Annotated in this window: 22 protein-coding genes; 10 read left to right on the plus strand and 12 right to left on the minus strand. The window is 76.6% G+C overall.

Going from position 1 to position 18,764, the window contains the following annotated elements; genetic code table 11:
• Positions 1 to 18: 18 nt before the first annotated feature.
• Positions 19 to 723: a hypothetical protein gene (locus ACI79D_RS19905; protein ID WP_456920207.1), complete on the minus strand. Its 705-nt coding sequence runs from the start codon at positions 721 to 723 to the stop codon at positions 19 to 21.
• 165 nt (positions 724 to 888) lie between these two features.
• Here ACI79D_RS19905 and ACI79D_RS19910 point away from each other — a divergent pair, with 165 nt between their 5' ends.
• On the plus strand, positions 889 to 1,122 hold the full coding sequence (locus ACI79D_RS19910) for a hypothetical protein (RefSeq protein ID WP_456920209.1): 234 nt from the start codon (positions 889 to 891) through the stop codon (positions 1,120 to 1,122).
• A 9-nt stretch (positions 1,123 to 1,131) separates the two neighbouring features.
• On the opposite strand, the gene ACI79D_RS19915 is transcribed toward ACI79D_RS19910, so the two are convergent.
• The 3 genes from ACI79D_RS19915 to ACI79D_RS19925 form a co-directional block, all read right to left on the minus strand.
• Positions 1,132 to 2,418, minus strand: coding sequence for an Nramp family divalent metal transporter (locus ACI79D_RS19915; protein ID WP_456920210.1), 1,287 nt, complete (start codon positions 2,416 to 2,418; stop codon positions 1,132 to 1,134).
• A gap of 69 nt (positions 2,419 to 2,487) precedes the next feature.
• The gene (locus ACI79D_RS19920; protein ID WP_456920211.1) at positions 2,488 to 2,736 is read right to left on the minus strand and encodes a hypothetical protein; all 249 of its coding nucleotides are present in this window, start codon (positions 2,734 to 2,736) and stop codon (positions 2,488 to 2,490) included.
• Positions 2,733 to 3,077, minus strand: a complete 345-nt coding sequence (locus tag ACI79D_RS19925; RefSeq protein ID WP_456920212.1) for an STAS domain-containing protein — start codon at positions 3,075 to 3,077, stop codon at positions 2,733 to 2,735. Before ACI79D_RS19925 ends, ACI79D_RS19920 begins: the two co-directional genes overlap by 4 nt.
• A gap of 137 nt (positions 3,078 to 3,214) precedes the next feature.
• On the opposite strand from ACI79D_RS19925, the gene ACI79D_RS19930 reads away from it, so the two are divergent.
• Genes ACI79D_RS19930 through ACI79D_RS19940 form a run of 3 tightly spaced genes read left to right on the plus strand, consistent with a single transcriptional unit; the run spans position 3,215 to position 5,935 of the window.
• Positions 3,215 to 3,934 carry a response regulator gene (locus ACI79D_RS19930; protein ID WP_456920213.1) on the plus strand — a complete coding sequence of 240 codons (720 nt, stop codon included), beginning with the start codon at positions 3,215 to 3,217 and terminating at the stop codon, positions 3,932 to 3,934.
• A gap of 25 nt (positions 3,935 to 3,959) precedes the next feature.
• Positions 3,960 to 5,333, plus strand: coding sequence for a sensor histidine kinase (locus tag ACI79D_RS19935; protein ID WP_456920215.1), 1,374 nt, complete (start codon positions 3,960 to 3,962; stop codon positions 5,331 to 5,333).
• Positions 5,330 to 5,935: a GerMN domain-containing protein gene (locus ACI79D_RS19940; RefSeq protein ID WP_456920216.1), complete on the plus strand. Its 606-nt coding sequence runs from the start codon at positions 5,330 to 5,332 to the stop codon at positions 5,933 to 5,935. The genes ACI79D_RS19935 and ACI79D_RS19940 overlap by 4 nt, the downstream gene beginning before the upstream one ends.
• Before the next feature lie 175 nt (positions 5,936 to 6,110).
• Here ACI79D_RS19940 and ACI79D_RS19945 read toward each other — a convergent pair whose 3' ends face one another.
• Together ACI79D_RS19945 and ACI79D_RS19950 are read right to left on the minus strand one after the other, a co-directional pair.
• Positions 6,111 to 7,223: an NAD(P)/FAD-dependent oxidoreductase gene (locus tag ACI79D_RS19945; protein ID WP_456920217.1), complete on the minus strand. Its 1,113-nt coding sequence runs from the start codon at positions 7,221 to 7,223 to the stop codon at positions 6,111 to 6,113.
• 60 nt (positions 7,224 to 7,283) lie between these two features.
• Entirely contained in the window at positions 7,284 to 7,853 is a 570-nt protein-coding gene (locus ACI79D_RS19950) for an LOG family protein (RefSeq protein ID WP_456920218.1), read from the minus strand.
• A gap of 87 nt (positions 7,854 to 7,940) precedes the next feature.
• Between ACI79D_RS19950 and ACI79D_RS19955 the strand changes: the two genes are divergently transcribed.
• Complete coding sequence (locus ACI79D_RS19955; protein ID WP_456920220.1) at positions 7,941 to 8,405, plus strand: NUDIX domain-containing protein; 465 nt, start codon at positions 7,941 to 7,943, stop codon at positions 8,403 to 8,405.
• Between the two features lie 36 nt (positions 8,406 to 8,441).
• Here the strand turns inward: ACI79D_RS19955 and ACI79D_RS19960 are convergent, their stop codons facing one another.
• Positions 8,442 to 9,233 (minus strand): endonuclease/exonuclease/phosphatase family protein, encoded by a 792-nt coding sequence (locus ACI79D_RS19960; RefSeq protein WP_456920221.1) that lies wholly within the window; start codon positions 9,231 to 9,233, stop codon positions 8,442 to 8,444.
• 1,139 nt (positions 9,234 to 10,372) lie between these two features.
• On the opposite strand from ACI79D_RS19960, the gene ACI79D_RS19965 reads away from it, so the two are divergent.
• From ACI79D_RS19965 to ACI79D_RS19980, 4 genes are all read left to right on the plus strand, one after another.
• A complete protein-coding gene (locus tag ACI79D_RS19965) occupies positions 10,373 to 11,125 on the plus strand; it encodes a hypothetical protein (RefSeq protein ID WP_456920222.1) in 753 nt (250 codons plus the stop codon).
• 35 nt (positions 11,126 to 11,160) lie between these two features.
• Positions 11,161 to 12,051 carry a 1,4-dihydroxy-2-naphthoyl-CoA synthase gene (locus ACI79D_RS19970; protein ID WP_456920223.1) on the plus strand — a complete coding sequence of 297 codons (891 nt, stop codon included), beginning with the start codon at positions 11,161 to 11,163 and terminating at the stop codon, positions 12,049 to 12,051.
• A gap of 40 nt (positions 12,052 to 12,091) precedes the next feature.
• Positions 12,092 to 12,424 carry a hypothetical protein gene (locus ACI79D_RS19975; RefSeq protein WP_456920224.1) on the plus strand — a complete coding sequence of 111 codons (333 nt, stop codon included), beginning with the start codon at positions 12,092 to 12,094 and terminating at the stop codon, positions 12,422 to 12,424.
• 156 nt (positions 12,425 to 12,580) lie between these two features.
• Complete coding sequence (locus ACI79D_RS19980) at positions 12,581 to 13,174, plus strand: TetR-like C-terminal domain-containing protein (RefSeq protein WP_456920225.1); 594 nt, start codon at positions 12,581 to 12,583, stop codon at positions 13,172 to 13,174.
• 15 nt (positions 13,175 to 13,189) lie between these two features.
• Here the strand turns inward: ACI79D_RS19980 and ACI79D_RS19985 are convergent, their stop codons facing one another.
• Both ACI79D_RS19985 and ACI79D_RS19990 read right to left on the minus strand, forming a co-directional pair.
• Positions 13,190 to 13,834, minus strand: a complete 645-nt coding sequence (locus ACI79D_RS19985) for a TetR/AcrR family transcriptional regulator (RefSeq protein WP_456920226.1) — start codon at positions 13,832 to 13,834, stop codon at positions 13,190 to 13,192.
• Between the two features lie 45 nt (positions 13,835 to 13,879).
• Positions 13,880 to 14,326: a DUF5946 family protein gene (locus ACI79D_RS19990; RefSeq protein ID WP_456920227.1), complete on the minus strand. Its 447-nt coding sequence runs from the start codon at positions 14,324 to 14,326 to the stop codon at positions 13,880 to 13,882.
• A gap of 41 nt (positions 14,327 to 14,367) precedes the next feature.
• On the opposite strand from ACI79D_RS19990, the gene ACI79D_RS19995 reads away from it, so the two are divergent.
• The gene (locus tag ACI79D_RS19995) at positions 14,368 to 15,348 is read left to right on the plus strand and encodes a Gfo/Idh/MocA family protein (RefSeq protein ID WP_456920228.1); all 981 of its coding nucleotides are present in this window, start codon (positions 14,368 to 14,370) and stop codon (positions 15,346 to 15,348) included.
• Here ACI79D_RS19995 and ACI79D_RS20000 read toward each other — a convergent pair.
• The 3 genes from ACI79D_RS20000 to ACI79D_RS20010 form a co-directional block, all read right to left on the minus strand.
• Positions 15,345 to 16,556: a glycosyltransferase gene (locus tag ACI79D_RS20000; RefSeq protein ID WP_456920229.1), complete on the minus strand. Its 1,212-nt coding sequence runs from the start codon at positions 16,554 to 16,556 to the stop codon at positions 15,345 to 15,347. The two genes, ACI79D_RS19995 and ACI79D_RS20000, sit on opposite strands and share 4 nt — an antisense overlap.
• Positions 16,553 to 17,515: a glucosyl-3-phosphoglycerate synthase gene (locus ACI79D_RS20005; protein WP_456920230.1), complete on the minus strand. Its 963-nt coding sequence runs from the start codon at positions 17,513 to 17,515 to the stop codon at positions 16,553 to 16,555. Before ACI79D_RS20005 ends, ACI79D_RS20000 begins: the two co-directional genes overlap by 4 nt.
• Before the next feature lie 208 nt (positions 17,516 to 17,723).
• The gene (locus ACI79D_RS20010; RefSeq protein ID WP_456920231.1) at positions 17,724 to 18,704 is read right to left on the minus strand and encodes a glucosyl-3-phosphoglycerate synthase; all 981 of its coding nucleotides are present in this window, start codon (positions 18,702 to 18,704) and stop codon (positions 17,724 to 17,726) included.
• Between the last annotated feature and the right edge of the window lie 60 nt (positions 18,705 to 18,764).

The raw sequence follows: 18,764 nt of genomic DNA on the forward strand, positions 1-18,764 counted from the left end.
GCCGGTGACCGCTCGCGGTCACCGGCCCCCCGGACGTTCCCTGCGGGCGGAGACCAGGACGCCGACGGCGAAGGCCAGTACGAGCAGCTGGAACGCCGGCACGGCCAGCGTCTGGACGGCGCTCTGCAGGCCGCTGTAGGCGACGTCGACCCCGACCACGACCGAGACGAGCCCGGCCAGCAGGGCCAGCCAGCCGGTCCAGGCCGCCAGGGCGCGGGTGGTCAGGATCGTCGCGCCGAACAGCAGCAGGGCCACGCCCAGCGTCACGCGGAAGTAGCTCTGCAGGCCCCACTCGGTCCAGCGCACCACCTCGGCGTTCCCGAGACGGACGGCCCGCTCGGGTCCGTCGGCGGCGACCCAGGCATCCACGGCCTGCTTCAGCGTCACCCCGTCGACGGCCTGCAGCACGGCCCACACCGCGACCGTGGCCACCGTCGTCCCGGCGGCGAAGGTCGACAGTCGCCGGGCCTGCGGGCGGAGCACCTGGTGCAGGACGATGAGCCCGCCGAGGGCCGCCAGCACGCCGACGAACTGGGCGAAGTGGACCCACTCCCACGCGGCGCTCGCCGCGTACCTGGCGAAGACGTCCTCGTGGACGTCCTCGTTCCCCCCGGGGTGGAACAGCACGGTGACGACGGTGGTGAAGAGGAACCCGCCCAGGAGCAGCGCGCCGCTGGAGCGCAGGAGCTGCCGGTTGCCCAGGGTGTCCGGTGCCGACGTCATGGCCACCTCTTCCGCCGAACGGCGGGCTGCCGGGGAATCGTATCGGCGGGACGCCGTGCCGCGGGGTCGTTCACGCGCCGCCTGCCTGCCGGCCCGTGCCGGTCGTCGGGCGGGTCGGGACCGCGGCACTCGAGTCGTCCCGGCGCACCGGACTAGCGTGGCGCCGTGGCCACCGCTCCGCTCCGCCCGCCCTGGTTCGGCAACCGGGGCGTGCAGGTCCTCGCGGCAGTCGCGCTCGCGTACAGCCTGGTCCAGCTCGTGCTGCACGTGGTGGACGCGGAGTGGGGCGAGGCCTTCCTCAGCTTCGCCTGGAGCGTGCTGTTCGGCTACGTGCTGCTGGAGTCCCTGCGCTTCCGCCGGCAGCAGGACGCCGACGAGCCGGCCGAGCCGGGCGACTGACCCGTCCGCTCAGGAGCCCAGGTTCGTCAGCTCGTTCACGCACAGGACGACGAACAGCAACCCGGCCCCGGCGAGCAGAGTGTTCGACAGCCAGCCGTTGCGCCACCGCTCCGGCGTCCGCCGGCTGTTGAGCAGCCACAGCAGGGTCAGCGCCAGGAACGGCATGAAGAACGCGCCCAGCGCGCCGTAGGCGACGACCAGCGCGAACGGCTGGCCGAGGAAGAGCAGCAGCATCGGCGGGAAGGTCAGCCACAGCAGGTAGCCCCGGTAGGGCCAGCTGCGTTCGGCCGGCCCCTCCGCCAGCTGCCCCGACGCCCGCTTCGACGTCCGGACGAAGTCGGTGAACAGCAGGCTGACGCCCTGCCAGACGCCGAGCAGCGAGGAGAACGACGTCGCGAAGAAGCCGACCAGGAACAGCGTGCCGACGACGTCGCCGAACCGGTCGCGCAGGATCTCGTCGAGGTCGAGCAGGCCCCGGTCGCCCTCGGTGAGCGCGATCCCGCTCGCGTGGAGCAGCTCCGCGCCGACGATCAGCATCGCCACCACGAAGACGCCGGTGGTGATGTAGGCGACCCGGTTGTCCAGCCGCATGACCTTCATCCACGAGGCGTCCCGCCAGCCCTTGGCGTTGACCCAGTAGCCGTAGGCGGCCATCGTGATCGTCCCGCCGACGCCGCCCACCAGGCCCAGCGTGTAGACCGCCGACCCTTCCGGCAGCCGGGGGACCAGGCCGCTGACCGCCGCGCCGACGTCCGGGACGACGAGGACGGCCAGCCCCACGACCACGACGAACATGACCCCGATGAGGACGGTCATCGCCTTCTCGAACAGGCGGTAGTTGCCGAACCAGACGAAGGCCAGCCCGACCAGGCCGCAGATGATCCCCCACCCGGGGATGCCCAGCGCCGGGAACAGCGCGGCCAGCGGCAGGGCGGACGACGTCATCGCGGTGGCGCCGTAGACGTAGCCCCAGACCACCACGTAGACCACGAAGTAGACCGACGTCCACGGGCCCAGCGACCGCCAGCCGGCGAAGATCGTCGACCCGGTGGCCAGGTGCCAGCGCCCGGTCGCCTCGGCCAGCGCGATCTTCACGACGACGCCGAGGACCACCGCCCACATGAGCACGTAGCCGAACCGCGAGCCGGCGATGAGGGTGGCGACGAGGTCCCCGGCCCCCACGCCGGTCGCGGCGACGACGATGCCGGGACCGACGATGCTCCACCGTCGGGTCCGCTGCTGCTGCGCCTCGGGGGAGGCGGGTACGTCCTGGCTGAGGCGCTCGTTCTCCGGCACGGCTGGCCTCCAGGGTGTCGACGGCCACCCCACAGTGCAGCGGAGGGCGGGCCGGGCGGCAACCGCGGGTCAGGCCCGGATCAGCAGCTCACCCCCGTCGGCGGCGAAGTCGCGGCGCATCTCGCGCAGGATGTCCAGCCCGTCGGCGTCCGCGGCCCGCACGCCCCGCAGGTCGAGCACCACGCGGACGTGCCCGCTGCCGCGCAGCCCGTCGGCGGTCCCGCGCAGCAGGTCGGCGCCCAGCGAGGTGAGCGTCCCGCTGGCCCGGATCAGCCCGGCGCGCCGGTCGACGACCTCGGTGAGGGACGGCGCGCTCATGCGACCGCGGCCGGCTCGACGGCCATCACATGCCACAGGCCGGTGCGGCGCAGGAGGTCCTCGGTGCGCCGGTTGGCCCCGCGCAGCACCACCGCCCCGCCGCGGGCCCGGCAGGTGCGGTGCGCCCACAGGAAGCTCGCGACCGCGGGGCTGGACAGGTGCGTCAGGTCGGAGAGGTCCACCACCACGCGCCGCGCGCCGGCCAGCAGCGCGTCGTGCAGCAGCCAGCGGACGTCGGCCAGCCCGTCGGCGAGCAGGGCGTCGTCGAGGTGGATGGTCACCACGTCCGTCCGTTCGTCGACGTCCGGACGGGGGAGAGCTCTCGCCGGGGCCAGGGTCATGTGCAGTCCTCCTCCGTGCAGTGGGCGCGATCCTGCGTGCGCCTCCTGACAGAGTCGTGGGAGGAGTTTGCGATCCCGCCGGGAGTTGGTTTGCGATCCGGTGACGACCGGCCGAACCCCGGGTGGCCGGTGGCAGCATGGCCCGAGTGGCACCGCGACTCCTGGTCGTCGAGGACGACGACCCGATCCGCACTGCCCTGCGCTGGGCGCTGGAGGACGAGGGCTACGACGTCGCGGAGGCCGTGAGCGGGGAGGAGGCGGTCGCGGTCGTGGCGACCGCCGCGCCGGACCTCATGGTGGTCGACCTGATGCTCGGCCCGATGGATGGCTTCGAGGTCATCCGCGAGGTCCGCCGCGACCACGACCTGCCGATCATCGTCGTCAGCGCCCGTGCCGACACCCTCGACATCGTCGCCGCGCTGGAGGCCGGCGCCGACGACTACGTGACCAAGCCGTTTCAGGTCAAGGAGATCACCGCGCGGCTGCGCGCCCTGCGCCGCCGGGCGGGGAGCGGCAGCGCCCACGACAACGCCTCCACGCCCGAGGTCGTCCTCGACCGGCACCCGGCCGCGCCGCTGGTGCTGCGCGAGATGCGGGGCACGGTCCACCGCGGGGACGAGCAGGTGCCGCTCACCCTCACCGAGTTCCGGCTGCTGTGCGAGCTGGCCAGCGCGCCCGGCCGCGTGTTCAGCCGGCAGGCGCTGCTCGAGCGGGTGTGGTCGCACGGCTTCTTCGGCGACGAGCGGATCGTCGACGTCCACATCCGGCGGCTGCGCACCAAGGTCGAGCTCGACCCCGGCGCGCCGCGGATCGTGGTCACCGTCCGGGGGCTGGGGTACCGGCTGGACCCGCAGTGAGCGCCCGGCGCCACCCGGGGGCACCGTGAGGCGGCCTCTCGGGGGACGGGGGCTGCGGGCGCGGATCGTGCTGGGCTTCGCCGCCGGCGCGCTGCTGGTCTCGGCGGTGCTGGTGACGACGACCTGGCTGCTGGCCCGCGGGTACCTGATCGACCAGCGGGAGCGGTCCCTGACCCGGCAGGCCCTCGCCGACGCCAACGTGCTCAGCAGCCGGCTGGCCACCGCAGGCACCGACGTGGGCGAGGCGGTGGCCGAGCTGGTGCCCTCGGGCGGCGCCGACGTCGTCGTCCGCAGCGAGGACGCCTGGTACTCCTCCAGCCTGGACGTCGGTGCGCGCGACGTCCCGGCCGAGCTGCGCGCCATCGTCGCGGACGGGTCCGCGGGCACCGTCCGCGTGGACACCGCGTCCGGCCCCGCCCTGCTGGTGGGCGCCCCCGTCCCGGCCGCCGGGGTGGAGTTCTACGAGCTCTCGCCGCTGACCGAGCTGCAGCAGGTGCTGCGCACGCTGGCCGCCGTCCTGGGGGCCGGGGCCCTTGCCGCCACCGCGGCGGGCGCGGCGTTCGGCGTGTGGGCCAGCCGGCGGGCGGTCGCGCCGCTGGAGCAGGTCGCCGCCGCCGCGACCCGGATCGCCGGCGGGGAGCTGGCCACCCGGCTGCCGCCGACCGACGACCCTGACCTGGTGGCGATCGTGGCCAGTTTCAACAGCATGGTCGACGCACTGGCCGCGCGGATCGAGCGGGACGCCCGGTTCGTCGCCGACGTCAGCCACGAGCTGCGCAGCCCGCTGACCGGCGTCGTGACGGCGGTGGAGGTGCTCGCCGCCCGCCGGCCGGAGCTCGCGCCGCGGGCCGAGCAGGCGCTGACGCTGGTCGAGGGTGAGCTGGCCCGGTTCCGGCAGATGCTCGACGACCTGCTGGAGCTGGCCCGGCTCGACGGCGCCCCGCCCTGCGAGCGGTCCGCGCCGGTGTCGATGACCGCCCTGGTCCGTGAGGTGCTGGCCGCGAGCGGGCGGGACGTGGGCCTGCTGGCCGCCGATCCCGACGAGGAGACGACGGTGGTCGGGGACAAGACCGGCCTGGAGCGGGCCGTGCGCAACCTGCTGGACAACGCCGACCGGCACGCCGGGGGCCCGTGCGCGGTGTACGTGCGCCGGTGCGAGGACACCGTGGTGGTGAGCGTGGACGACGCCGGGCCCGGGGTGCCGCCGGAGGAGCGGGAGCGGGTGTTCGAGCGGTTCGCGCGGGGACCGCGCGCGGCCCGCCGCTCGCTGCCCGGCGCCGGTCTCGGGCTGGCGATCGTCGCCGAGACCGCCGCCCGGCACGGCGGCGCCGCCTGGTGCAGCACCGCGCCCGACGGCGGCGCCCGGTTCAGCCTGTCGGTACCCGGGAGCTCGCGGTGATCGGCCGGCGCGGGCTGTTCGCCGGCGCGCTGGTCGCCGTCCTGGCCGGGTGCGGCGTCCCGACCGGCGGGCCGGTGGAGACCATCCCGGAGTCCGAGGTCCCGCAGGGGCTGTCCTCGCCGAGCCCGACGGCGACGGCGCCGGCCGAGCCCGAGCCGATGGCCGAGGCGTCGCGGATCCACCTCGTGGCCCGCGACGACACCCTCGTCCCGCGGCCGCGGGAGGTGACCGGTCCGTCACTGCGGGACCGGCTCGGTGACCTGCTCGGGGAGCTCGCCGCCGGGCCGACGGCCGACGAGCGCGAGCTGGAGCTGTCGACCGCCCTGCCCCCGGACGTCCGGCTGGCCGTCACCGAGGTCGCGGAGGGCACCGCCACCATCGACCTGACCGGCCCGGTGGACGCGCCGACCGGGCTGGCGGGTCGCCGCGCGGTGGCCCAGGTGGTGCTGTCGGCCACCACCGTGCCGGGCGTGGACGCGGTCGTGCTCACCATCGACGGGGAGCGGGTGGAGGCGCCCCTGCCGTCGGGGGAGCTCACCGCGGCGCCGCTGTCGGCCGACGACTACGCCGCGCTGCTCTCCCCGGCCGCACCGCCGTCCTGACGGCCGCCCCCGGCCGCACGCCTCCCACCCCACGTCCCAGTTCCCGTTGACCATGGGCTGGTTGCCGGGCTCTGCGGCATGTCCGCCCGTGTCGCCGGCAACGACCCCGGGATCAACGCGGCGGAGGGACGGCGGGAGACGGGGTGTGCGGTGGCGCGGGCGGAGGGGGTGGCGCTCAGGTCAGCAGCCGGCGGGCCACCGCGGCCAGCGTGCGGGCGCGCAGCCGGCCGTCGGCCAGGCCCAGCGCCACCACGTCGTCGAACACCCGCTGGTCGGCGCCGGCCGCGCGGACGGCGGCGTCCATCACCGCGGGCCAGCGGCTCAGCGAGGACGCCACCGCCGACGACCGCAGGTGTCCGGCCAGCCTGCGGTCCAGCAGCGCCCGGTGCCACGCACCCGCGCCCGGCCCGGCCGCGGCGGCGATGCCGGCCAGCGCCCCGGACAGCACCGCGTAGAAGATCCCCTCGCCGGTCAGCGGGTTGACCAGGCCGGCCGCGTCGCCGGCGAGCAGCACCCGGCCGTCGGGCAGCCGCGGCCGGCCGGTCGACAACGGCAGCCGGTGCGCCCGCAGCGGCCCCGGGGCCACGCCGGGCAGCAGCCGGTGCAGCCCGTCGACCAGCGCGGCCCGGGTGGCCCCGCCGGAGACCAGCTCGCCGTAGCCGACGTTGGCCCGCCCGCCGCCGAGCGGGAACGACCACGCGTAGGCCGGCCACCGCTGCTCGGTGGTGACCAGCAGCAGGGTGCCGGCCTGGCCCGGCAGCTCCGGGGCGTAGCCGCGGATCGCCACGGCCAGCCGGTCGGGCCGGTGGGTGCGCAGCCCCAGCGCCCGGCGGACGACGGACTCCGCGCCGTCCGCCCCGACCACCACCGACGCGCGGATGGCCCCGTCGACGGTGACGCCGTCGGGGTCGGGCCGCAGGGTCCGGACGACGTGCCGCCGGAACGCCGCCCCGCGGGCGCGGGCCTCCGCGAGCAGTCGCCCGTCGAGCACCGCGCGCGGGACCACGTGCGACGGGCGGGCCGGCGCCCGGTCCACCGTGGCGCCGCCCGGGGAGCGCAGCGCCAGCCGCGGCACCGGCGGGGACCCGGCGACCAGGCGCGCGGGGTCGACGCCCAGCGCGGCGAGGACGTCGAGCGCCTCGGGTGCGACGCCGTCGCCGCAGACCTTGTCGCGCGGGAACTCGGCCCGGTCGACGACCAGCACCGACGCGCCGGTGCGCAGGGCGGCCAGCGCGGCCGCCGAGCCGGCCGGGCCACCGCCGACCACGACGACGTCCCAGCGCTCCACGAGCGCCGACGCTAGGGGGTCGGCGCGCCGAGGGCCCGGCGTGCGGTCACCTCGGCGGGGTCACGGCGGGGTCGGCGTCCACTTCCGGGCCGGGTGCTCGTAGCCGGCGACGAACGCCAGCAGGCCCTCGGCGTCGGTCACCACGCCCAGCGCGTCCAGCCGGCGGCCGTCGAGGTAGCCGTCGTCCACCATGCGGCGCAGCTGGGTCAGCAGCGGCTGCCAGAACCCGTCGACGTCCACCAGGACGGTGGGCTTGGCGTGCAGCCCGAGCATCCCCCAGGTCCAGGCCTCGAACAGCTCCTCGAGGGTGCCGGCCGCACCGGGCAGGGCGACGAAGGCGTCGGCGAGCTCGGCCATCCGCGCCTTGCGCTCGTGCATCGAGCCGACGACCTCCAGCGCCGGCAGGCCGGGGTGGGCGAGCTCGTCGTCGACCAGGTGCTGCGGGATGACGCCGACCACCTCGCCGCCGGCGGCCAGCGCGGCGTCGGCGACGACGCCCATCAGGCCGACGTGCCCCCCGCCGTAGACGATGCCGACGCCGGCCCGGGCCAGGCCCGCGGCGAGGTCGGCGGCGGCCTGCTGGTGGGAGGACGGCCCGCTCTGGGACCCGGTGAAGACGGCGACGCGCACGCCCTCGAGCCTGTCACGCACGCGGGAGCGGAGTGGCAGGGGCGCGTTTTCCGCGCCCTGCCACTCCGCTCGGGGTTCACTGGGGGCGTGTTCTCCTCCACCGACGGCTGGGTGACGTGCTCGTTCGGCCACCGGCACTGGGGACTGCTCGGTGCGGCCGGGCTGCTCGTGCACCGCGACGGCGCCGAGGGCACCGAGCTGCTGCTGCAGCACCGGGCCACCTGGTCCCACCACGGCGGGACGTGGGGGACGCCCGGCGGCGCGCTGCACGCCGGCGAGACGCCGCAGCGCGGCGCGCTGCGGGAGGTCCGCGAGGAGCTGGGCCTCCTGCCGGACGACCTGGAGCTCGGCGCCTCCTCGGTCGACGACCACGGCGGCTGGTCGTACACGACGGTGCTGGCCCGGCCGCTGCGCGGCATCGAGCCGGCCGACCTGCGGCTGGACGGCGAGAGCGACGGGGTGGCCTGGATCGCGCTGGCCGACCTCGCCTCGGTGCCTCTGCACCCGGGCTTCGAGGCGTCCCTCACCCGGCTGCACGACCTGCTGTTCTGACCCCGGTCCCCGTCGGTCCCCGCGGGAACCGGCGGCTCAGGCGGGGGTCACCGTCACCGTCAGCGCGCGGTGGTCGCCGACCGGGAGTTCCTGCGACCCGCCGTCCCGGGCCCGCAGGCCGTTCCCGAGCGCCAGCACGTGGTCCAGCTGCACCCGCGGCCGGACGGCGGGGAAGCTCGGCGCCCGCACCAGCGGAGCGGCCCGGACCAGCCGCGCGGGCACGGTGCCGGGCAGGTTGAGGTCGCCGGCCAGCACCACCGGGCCGGGCAGCCCGGCCACCCACCGGCGCAGCCGCAGCAGCTGCCGGACGGCGGTGTGCGGCGCGAACGACAGGTGCGTGGTGACGACGGTGAGGTGCGCCAGCCGCGCGGCCAGCGCGATCCGCGGCTCGTCGGGGACCCACCACCGCCGGCCCTCGCGGTCGCGCACCGGCAGCCGGGCCCGGCCGGTCCCCAGCCCGAGCACCGACCACTCCACCACCGGCAGCCGGCTGAGCAGCGCGAGCCCGTAGACCGGTCCGGCGCCGTCCGGGTGCGGCCCGCGCACCGCGGGGTCGGCCGCCGTCCAACTGCGGAACGGGTCGGGCGTGCCGGTGAGGGTGACGGCGCTCCGCCAGTGCGCCGCGCCGAGCCCCTCGGCCAGGACGGCGGCCTGGTCGGTGCGCTGCGAGCGCGGCTGGCCGGCGTCGACCTCCTGCACGGCGAGCACGTCGACGTCGAGCCCGCCGGCGGCCGCGCGGAGCTCGGCCGGGGAGAGGACCGCTCCGGCGGCGCCGCGCCCCGAGGCGATGTTCGCGGTGCCGATCCGCACGGCGGGCGGCTCGGGCACGAGTCGACGCTACCCCGCAGGTCCCGCGCTCGAGGTGCCGATGCGTGCGGTCGCGCTTACCGTGAGCGCCGTCCCGTCGCGCCACGGAGGAGTCGGCCATCTCCCGCAGACCGCGTCACCTGACCGCCGCGGGAGTGCGCCTGGGCCGCACGGGCGCGCGGCACCTGCGCCACCGCGCCGGCGGCCGCGGCTCGCTGGCGCTGCTCCTCCTCGCCGGGTTCCTCTGCGCGGCGGCCCTGGTCATGATCGCGGTCGCGCCGTCCCCGGCGGGCTCTGCCGGGAACGGCACGCTCGGCGGCTCCGAGGACCCCACCGACGTCCCCCGGGCGGGCGTCGGCACCGCGGCCCGTGCTCCGGAGACCTCGACCGCGACGCCGGCTCCGACCTCGGCCGGTGCGCGACGGTCGGCGGAGGGCGACGTCACAGCCGAGGTCGCGGCGGTGCCGGGTGCGCCGACCGTGGCCGGGGTCCCGCCCGTGCCGGGGAGTCCCGGGGCGGCGGCGTCCGCCGGTGGGGAGGCGACGGTGGCGGCCGGTGCGCCCGCGCCGCGGCGCACCTCGGCGGGCGGGTCGTCCTCCGGGGGGTCGTCCTCCGGTGGGTCGTCGGGCGGGACCGCCTCCGGGGGGTCGTCCGGGGGCTCCGGCGCCGGGGGGTCCGGCTCCGCGCCGGCGAGCCGGCCCGAGCGGGACCGGGGTGGGAGCTCGATCGGGAGCGGACCGTCGGGTGCCAACGGCTCGACCGGTGGCTCCGGTGGGGCCGGGTCGACCGCCGGGTCCGGTGGCGGCGGGTCGACCGGCGGGTCCGGTGGCGGCGGGTCGGCCGGCGGCTCGGGGAGCACGCCCGGCGGTGGCACGGGGAGCCCGCCCGACGACGACGGCTGCGTGTGCGAGGACGTCGGCGACCTGCTCGACGGCGTCACTGACGGCGCGGGCGGGGTCGTCGGCGACGTGACCGAGGGCGCGGGTGACGTGGTCGGCGGCCTGTTGCCGTGACCTGGAGCGCACTCCGCCGGCAGGGGTGTCCTCAGCGTGACCAAACCGTTACTTTGAGGTGCGCGTCGTCACCGATCCGAGGAGCCCGCCCTGTCCGTTCGCCCTCGCCACCGCGCAGCTGACAGCGGTCGCGGATCCCGTGCGCGGGTGCGGCTCGTGCTGGTGTTCCTCGTCGGGTTCGTCGGTGCCGCCGCTGTCCTCGTGGTGAGCCAGGACGCCGGCGGGGCCCCCGCGGCGTCCGGGAGCGAGTCGGCTCGCATCCGGAGTGCGGCCGACGGCATCGGGACGGCGGTCCGGGCCAGCAGCACCCCGACGGACCCCGCAGGTGCCGAGGGCACCTCGCAGGCCGAGCCCGGCACGGCTCCGGGGGCCGGCCCGACGCCCGACGCCGGCCCAACGCCCGACGCCGGCCCGACGCCCGACGCCGGCGCGCCTGCCCCGGCGGTCGCCCCGGGCAGCTCGTCGGCCGCTCCGGGCACCGTGCCGCAGACGGCCGCGCCCGCGGCGTCGCCCGGTGCGACGTCCGCGCCTCGCACGGCCGCCGGGGCCCCCGCCCCTCGTGCCGCCGGCGGGACCGCCACCGCGCCGACGGCGCCCGCGCCGCAGCCCGACCGGACGGCGCCCGCGCCGCAGGCCGACCGGAGGACGCCCACCCCGGCCGCCGCGCCGTCCTCGGCCGCGCCCTCCACGGCCGCGCCGTCCACCGCCGCGCCGTCCGACCGCGAGGCGGCCCCGTCCGCGCCGAGCGCGACCGCGGAGTCCCGGGTCCCCCGCGAGCGCGACCATGAGCACCGGCGGGACCGGGACCGCTCTGCTGACGAGGAGCGAGAGGGAGGCCGCGGCCTCACCGGCACCCCCGCGGCCCCCGGGACCGAGGTGCTCGACGCCGTCGTCCCCTGAGTGACCGGCGCAGCGGGGCCACTAGGTTCGAGCGCATGACCGCCCGCGACGACGTCTCCGAGATCTTCGACAGCGCGGCGTGGCAGCCGGTGGAGGGCTTCGACTTCGCCGACATCACCTACCACCGCGCCGTCGACGCGGGGGTGGTGCGCATCGCGTTCGACCGGCCGGAGGTGCGCAACGCCTTCCGCCCGCAGACCGTCGACGAGCTGATCACCGCGCTGGAGCACGCCCGGCTGTCGACCGACGTCGGTTGCGTCCTCCTCACCGGCAACGGCCCCAGCCCGAAGGACGGCGGCTGGGCGTTCTGCTCCGGCGGCGACCAGCGCGTGCGCGGCCGGTACGGCTACGAGCACGACAAGGGACGCAGCAGCGGCCGGCTGCACGTGCTCGAGGCGCAGCGGCTGATCCGCTTCATGCCCAAGGTGGTCCTCTGCGTCGTCCCCGGCTGGGCGGCCGGCGGCGGGCACAGCCTGCACGTCGTCTCCGACCTGACCCTCGCCTCCGCCGAGCACGCCCGGTTCAAGCAGACCGACGCCGACGTCGGCAGCTTCGACGGCGGCTTCGGCTCGGCCTACCTCGCCCGCCAGGTGGGGCAGAAGTTCGCCCGCGAGATCTTCTTCCTCGGCGACGAGTACTCCGCCGAGGACGCGCACCGCATGGGCATGGTCAACCGGGTCGTGCCGCACGCCGAGCTGGAGGCCACCGCGCTGGACTGGGGACGCCGGATCGTGGCCAAGAGCCCCACCGCGCAGCGGATGCTCAAGTACTCGTTCAACCTGATCGACGACGGGCTGGTCGGCCAGCAGCTGTTCGCCGGCGAGACCACCCGGCTGGCCTACATGGCCGAGGAGGCCGTCGAGGGCCGCGACGCGTTCCTGGAGAAGCGCGACCCCGACTTCTCCCGTTTCCCCTGGCACGTGTGAGGGGACTCTCGGCCGAGAGGGTCCCAGCGAGGAGGACAGGATGATCGTCGAGGTGGTGGGCGGCACCGACGAGGTGCCCGAGGTGAAGGTCGTGGACGTCGACGACCTGACGCGGCTGCACCTGGCCCTCGGGGCGGTGACCGACGAGGAGGCCGACACCGCGCTGCGGGAGGCGGGGCTCGGCCGGTTGCAGGACGCCGAGACCGGGTTCCTCGACGTCGCCGCGCTGCGGGCCGCCGCGGAGCCGCAGGCCGGCGCCGACGACTGGGCGCGGCAGTGGGACGGGATGGTCGAGTACGCCCGCGGCAAGGGCTGGCTGACCGACGACGGGGCGAGCCTGCAGGTCCACGTGGAGAGCGCCGCCGGCGCCTGACGTCCACACGATCGGGTGGCGGCCGTCCAGGCCATGCTGCCCGATTGGGTTGAGTCCCTAAAGAAACTTCGGGTGGTTTTGGGTTGCGGTCATTGTGGTGACTCCAGTCAACGGCCACGATGACGCGGTGAGGTCCACCTTTGTCCGGGCGTCGGCGTGACAGGAACGCCGGGTCGCCCCCTGAGCGCCGAGCTCTCCGACCAGCTGCTCTCGGTGGCAGTCGACATCCTCGCGGAGGAGGGTTGGGGGCGGCTCAACAGCGATCGTGTCGCCGCGCGTGCCCGGGCCGGGAAGGCCGGGATCTACCGGCGGTGGCCGACGATGGCCGCGATGGCCCGCTCGGCCGTCGGCCGGTTCACGCTGGTGCGCGTCCCGCCGGACACGGGTTCCCTCCGGGACGACCTCGCCGCGCTGGTGGACCGCTGGCGCCGCCCCCTCGACCGTGAGGAGCGGGCCACCGCCAGCCTGGTCGGCGCCGCACGCCACGACGAGGACCTGCGCGCGGGCCTCGACGCCGCCCTGGTGCAGCCGCTGGCCGCCGCGGTCGCCGAGATCGGCGCCCGCCAGGCCCACCGTGGGCAGGACGTGCCCGAGGCGCGGCTGGCGCTGCTCGGCTCGGTGCTCGAGGCCTTCTGGTGGCAGCGGCTCACCGCGGCCAACGGCGTCCTGACGCAGGAGCAGTTGCGGCACGTCGTCGACGAGGTGCTGCTGCCGATCCTGCAGCCGGCCCACGAGGGCGCCGCCGTCTAGCCGGCGCGGCGCCGGTCAGCCGGCGCGGCGCAGGCCGGACAGGACGTGGTCGGCGACCGTGCACGCGACCGCGGCGCCCTGCTCCGGGTCGCCGGTGGCGGCGTCCTGCTTCCGACGCTGCTCGCAGATGAGCGTCCGGACGGCGGCCAGCCAGACCGCCGCGGTCACCGAGGCCGCCGTCCGGGGGTCGCTCGGCACCGACGGCGCGGAGCCGTCCTCGGCCCACGCCTCCACCAGGGCGTCGGTCAGCAGGGCGATCGAGCGGTGGTGCAGTTCGCGCTCGTACGCCGACAGCGTCGGCGAGGCCTCGACGGTGGCGATGTACTCGCGGCCGGCCGGCGTGGCCCGCCGGCGGACCTGCAGGGCCACCCGTGAGGTGAGGTACTCGTGCAGCGCGTCCAGCGGGGTCACCCCCGCGGGACGGCAGCGCACGGCCTCCGCCGGCCCGTCGACCCACGGCGTGCGGCCGTCGAAGAAGAGGTCTTCCTTGCCGGAGAAGTGGTTGAACACCGTCTGGACGGCGACGTCCGCGGCGGCGGCGACGTCGGCGGTGGTGACCGCCTCGAAGCCCCGCTCGGCGAACAGCCGTCGCGCGGTGTCCCGGATCAGTGCCCGGGTCTGCGCCTTCTTCCGCGCCCTCCGGTCACCGAGATCACTCACCGTGTCAGGATAACAACGCAGCGTAGAAGCGGCGCGGTGCGCGGCTCACGCGCCCGTCCCCGTCCCGGTGCGGTCGGCCAGCACGGTGCGGGCCCACGTCTCGACCAGCACCGGCAGGTCGATGACGTCGAGGTCGGCGGCGACGTCGGCGATCGTGGTGCGCCACGCCGGGGGCGGGGCTGCGGGGACACCGGCGGGTGCCGGCTCGCCGAGCCGGGCGGCCAGGCCGGCCAGCCGCGGCGCACTCCCGTCGGCGTGCTGCACCGCGTACGCGTCGTCGGCCAGGGCGACCGCGGCCGCCGCCCGAGGGTCGGCGGCTGCCTCCTCACGCAGCCCGCGCAGCGTCTCCTCGAACAGCCGCGCGCAAGCCGCGGTGGGGGAGGCGTCCTCCCCGGGAGCCGGTGCCAGCACCGACCCGCAGCCGGGACAGCGGACGGTGGCGGGCACCGCGGCGGGCGGCGGGGGAGGCGTCGCGGGCCGGGGGGAGGACACCCGCCGATCGTGCCGCACCGGGCGGTTCCCGGCAGGACCGCGTGGGCAACAGGCTGGTCATGGGGACGGTGCGGGTCGGTCTGGTCGGAGCCGGGGGCGTGGGGGCGCGGCACGCCCGCACGCTGGCGGGGTTCCCCGACGTCGAGTTCGTCGGCGTCACCGACGTCGTCCCCGGAGCCGCCGCGGCGCTCGCCGGGGACCTCGGCGTCCCGGTCGTCGACGACGTCCCGACCCTGCTGCGGCAGTCCCTCGACGGGATCTGGCTGTGCGTGCCGCCGTTCGCCCACGGGGAGCTGGAGCTGGCCGCGGTCCGTGCCGGGATCCCGTTCCTCGTCGAGAAGCCGCTGGCCACCGGGCTGGCGGTGGCCGAGGAGGTGGCCGCCGCGGTCGCCGCCGCCGGGCTGCCCACCGCGACCGGCTACCACTGGCGGCACCTGGACACGGTGGCCGCGGCCCGCGCCGTGTGCGCCGCCCACCGGCCGCGGCTGGTCGGCGCCACGTGGCTGGACAAGGTGCCGCCGCCGGCGTGGTGGGCCCGGGCGGAGTCCTCCGGTGGGCAGGTGGTCGAGCAGCTGACCCACGTGCTCGACCTGGCCCGGCTGCTGGCCGGGGAGGTCGTCGAGGTGCGGGCGGCCGCGGCGCCGTCCAGCGCCGCCGGGCGGGACGTCGACGACGCGACCGCCGCGCTGCTCACCTTCGCCTCGGGCGCGGTGGGCACGGTGACCGCCGCCTGCTCGCTGCCGGCCAAGGTCCGCGCCGGCCTGGACGTCGTCTGCGACGGGGCGGCCGTCGAGCTCACCGAGACCGCGCTGACCGTCACCACGGCCGCCGGCACCGAGCGCACCGAGCCGGCCGTCGACGCGCGCACCGCCGTGGACCGCGCCTTCGTCGACCTGCTCGCCGGCGCGGCGCCGCCGGCGGCGCTCGTCGACTACGCCGAGGCGCTGCGCACCCACCGGGTGGCGGTGGCCATCGCCGACTCCGCGCGCAGCGGTAGAGCCGTGCGGGTGACCGGGGTCTAGCTCCGGCCGACGACGGCGTCCTGCCCGGCCGGCGGGATGCGCGGTGCGGGCATGGTCGAGCGCGCCCGTCGCAGCGCCTCGGCGTAGAGCCGCTCGTAGCCGGCGGCCATCACCGCCGGGGCGAACCGCCGGCGGGCCTCCGCGGCGCAGACCTCAGGGTCGATCTCGTCGAGCCGGCCCAGCGCGGCGGTGAAGCCGTCCTCGTCGGTGGCGAGGAACCCGGTGCGGCCCTCCTCCACCAGCGAGGGCAGGCAGCCGCGGGCCATCGCGACGACCGGGGTGCCGGCGGCCAGCGCCTCGCAGACCGCGGTGCCGCCGGGCTCCTCCCACCGGATCGGGAACAGCACGGCGCGGGAGGTGCGCAGCAGGTCGGCCTTCTGCTCCCCGCCCACGCTGCCGATCCAGCGCGCGGCGACGCCGTCCAGGTGTGGGTCGACGTGCTCGAGGAACCAGGCCACGTCGGGGTGCGCGCGGGCCGGGTGGCCGGGGGTGGCCAGGGCGGCGGCCAGCGCGTTGCGGTCGGGCAGCCCGCCGACCGGACCGGCGAGCACCAGCGGCACCCCGGCCGCCCGGCAGGCCCGCAGCGCGGTGTCGATCCCCTTGGACTCGCACAGCCGGGCGAGCACCAGCACCGAGTCGGTCCGCTCGGCGCGGGGAACCGGGGGGACGTCGTCCACGGGGACGGCGAGCGGCACGGCGCCCAGGACCTGCCCCCGCAGCCGCTCGGGCGCCCGCGCCACCTGGCTGTCGGAGACGCCGGCGAAGAAGACCCGGCCGCGGCCGTCGAAGCCCGCGTAGAACTCGGCGTTGCGGTGCAGGTCCCAGTGCAGGGTGGCCAGCACCGGGGGAGCGGCGTCGCCCAGGCTGCCCAGCAGCGCCGGGCCGACCACCTCGACGTGGGTGTGCACCAGGTCGAAGGGCTCGCCGGCGAGCGCGTGCTCGGCGATCGTCGCCTGCACCACGTGCTCGTGGGCGTGCGCGGTCCCCACCACCTGCGGGTAGGGCCCGCCCAGCAGCTCGAACCGGCCGCTCGGGAAGGCGCTGACCAGCCCGTCCACCGGCAGCGTGGAGTCCCCGACCGAGGCCAGGACGACGGTGTGCCCGCGGGCGCGCAGCTCGGCGGTCAGCGTGGCGACGACGTTCTCCAGGCCCCCGTAACCCGGCGGCGGCACCGGCAGCCAGGGCCCGGCGTCCATGAGGATCTTCATGCGCCCGGCTCCGCGCTGCCGTCCGTGGCCCGTACGGAGCGCATGGGTGGCCGCTCGAGGACGCTGACGTCCCAGCTGACTCCCTCGAGGCCGTCCGCGGTGCGCATGAACTGCAGCAGGTCCCGGCTGGGCCGCCCGGCGCCGGGCCGCCGCGCGAAGGCCGTCTGCAGGATCTGCCCGGCCATCCGGCCCAGCGCGGCGTCGGCCTGGTGGGTGTGCTGCCGGGTGCCGAGGTCGACCTGGGCCAGGGCGTCGAGGCCGGCCAGCCGGACGAGGTCGACCAGCAGGCCGAACTCCACGCCGTAGCCGGAGACGAACGGCACCTCCTCCAGCAGCGCCCGGCGGCCGGCGTACTCGCCGGAGAGCGGTTGCACGAAGCCGGACAGCTCGGGCCAGAACGCGTTGAGCAGCGGCCGGGCGACCAGCTCGGTGACCCGGCCGCCGCCGGAGGGCACGATCCCGTCGGTCGTGGTCAGCGGCCGGTCGTAGAGCGCCTTGACGTAGCCGATGGTGGGGTCGGTGAGCAGCGGGCCGAGCAGGCCCACGACGAACCGCGGGTCGAAGCCGATGAGGTCGGCGTCGACGAACACCACGAGGTCGCCGGTGGTCGCGTGCAGCGACTTCCACAGCGCCTCACCCTTGCCCGGTCGGCTGCCGTGGGCGGGCAGGATCGTGTCGACGTGGACGACGCGGGCACCGGCGGCCGCCGCGACCTCCGCCGTCCGGTCGGTGGAGCAGCTGTCGACGACCACGAGCTCGTCGACCAGCGGACATCGGTCGACCAGCGCCTCGCGGATGGCACCGACGATCTGGCCGACGGTGCGTTCCTCGTCGAGGGCGGGCAGCACGACGCTGACCGTCGTCCCCCACTCGTGCTTCTCGGCGGCCAGTTCCTCGGCCTGCCAGGTGTCAGCGGTGAAGGTGCGGTGGCGCAGCCAGCGCCGGACGTCAGGGCGCACGCGTCTCCCCTTGTCGGGTGCCGACCTCGTTGTCGGCACGGGACCCCCGTCGCGCCAGGATGCCGGGTGATCGGCTTCTCGCACAGGGGGAGTCCTGCCGATTGCCCGCCCGGGCGTGTCCGCGGTATCCCGCCGTGTCAGCCGCCGAGGACACGGTCGGGATCCGCGGCCGGTCCGCCCCTCGCTCGCTGCGATGCTCCCGACCGCGTCAGCCGACCTCCTCCGCGCAGAGGGCCCGGTACTCCGGCACGGTGATCATCGGCGGGCGCTCGTCGACGGTGACCGGCGTGCTGTGCGGCACGAACCCCAGCCCGTCGTGCCGGAACTGGGTGAGCAGCCCGCCGGCCTCCGCCTGCAGCGCCGCCCCGGCCCGGGACAGCACGGTCGACACCACCTGCCCGGCCATCCGGCCCAGCGCCTCCTGGCTCTGCGAGGTGTGCCGGCGGACGCCGAGGTCGACCTGGGCCAGGCTGCCCAGCCCGGTCAGCCGCAGCAGGTCGACGAGCAGCCCGACCTCGACCCCGTACCCGGAGACGAACGGCACCTGCTCGAGCACCGCCCGCCGCCCGGCGTACTCCCCGCCGAGCGGCTGCACGAACCCGGCCAGCTCCGGCCACAGCGCATTGAGCAGCGGCCGCGCGGTCAGCTCGGTGACCCGGCCGCCACCGGCGGGGACGCTCACGCCGTCCACCTGCAGCGGCCGCGTGTAGCAGCCCTTCACGTAGTCGACCTGCGGCTCGGTGAGCAGCGGCGCGAGCAGGCCGGGGACGTAGTGGGTGACGTCGCCGAGCAGGTCGGCGTCGAGGAAGACGACCAGGTCGCCGGTGGTGGCGGCCAGCGACTTCCACAGCGCCTCGCCCTTGCCGGGGCGGGTGCCGTGGCCGGGCAGCACCTCGGTGGTGGAGACGACGTCGGCGCCGGCGGCGCGGGCCACCTCGGCGGTGGCGTCGGTGGAGTCGGAGTCGACGACGAGCAGCTCGTCGACCAGCGGCGTGCCCAGCACCCAGTGCTCGCGGAGCCCGGCGACCATCCCGCCGACCGTCGCCTCCTCGTTGCGGGCCGGCAGGACGACGCTGACCCGGTGCTGCCCGCGGCGCTTGGCTCTCAGCAGGGCGTCGAGGTCGAGGGCGTCGAGCGAGGGTGCGGAGGTGGTGCGGTCCTCGAACCAGGCGCGGGCATCGGGTCGCATCGGCCCACCTTCCGCGAGGCCCCGATCCCGGCGCCAGCGGGCGCGACCGAGTTCACGTGA

Source organism: Geodermatophilus sp. SYSU D00708 (assembly GCF_054050115.1).

Coding starts and splice junctions, on each gene's coding strand:
- ACI79D_RS19970 (WP_456920223.1), top strand. CDS start 11,161: ATGACCGCCCGCGACGACGTCTCCGAGATCTTCGACAGCGCGGCGTGG.
- ACI79D_RS19975 (WP_456920224.1), top strand. CDS start 12,092: ATGATCGTCGAGGTGGTGGGCGGCACCGACGAGGTGCCCGAGGTGAAG.
- ACI79D_RS19930 (WP_456920213.1), top strand. CDS start 3,215: ATGGCCCGAGTGGCACCGCGACTCCTGGTCGTCGAGGACGACGACCCG.
- ACI79D_RS19920 (WP_456920211.1), bottom strand. CDS start 2,736: ATGAGCGCGCCGTCCCTCACCGAGGTCGTCGACCGGCGCGCCGGGCTG.
- ACI79D_RS20010 (WP_456920231.1), bottom strand. CDS start 18,704: ATGCGACCCGATGCCCGCGCCTGGTTCGAGGACCGCACCACCTCCGCA.
- ACI79D_RS20000 (WP_456920229.1), bottom strand. CDS start 16,556: ATGAAGATCCTCATGGACGCCGGGCCCTGGCTGCCGGTGCCGCCGCCG.
- ACI79D_RS19905 (WP_456920207.1), bottom strand. CDS start 723: ATGACGTCGGCACCGGACACCCTGGGCAACCGGCAGCTCCTGCGCTCC.
- ACI79D_RS19925 (WP_456920212.1), bottom strand. CDS start 3,077: ATGACCCTGGCCCCGGCGAGAGCTCTCCCCCGTCCGGACGTCGACGAA.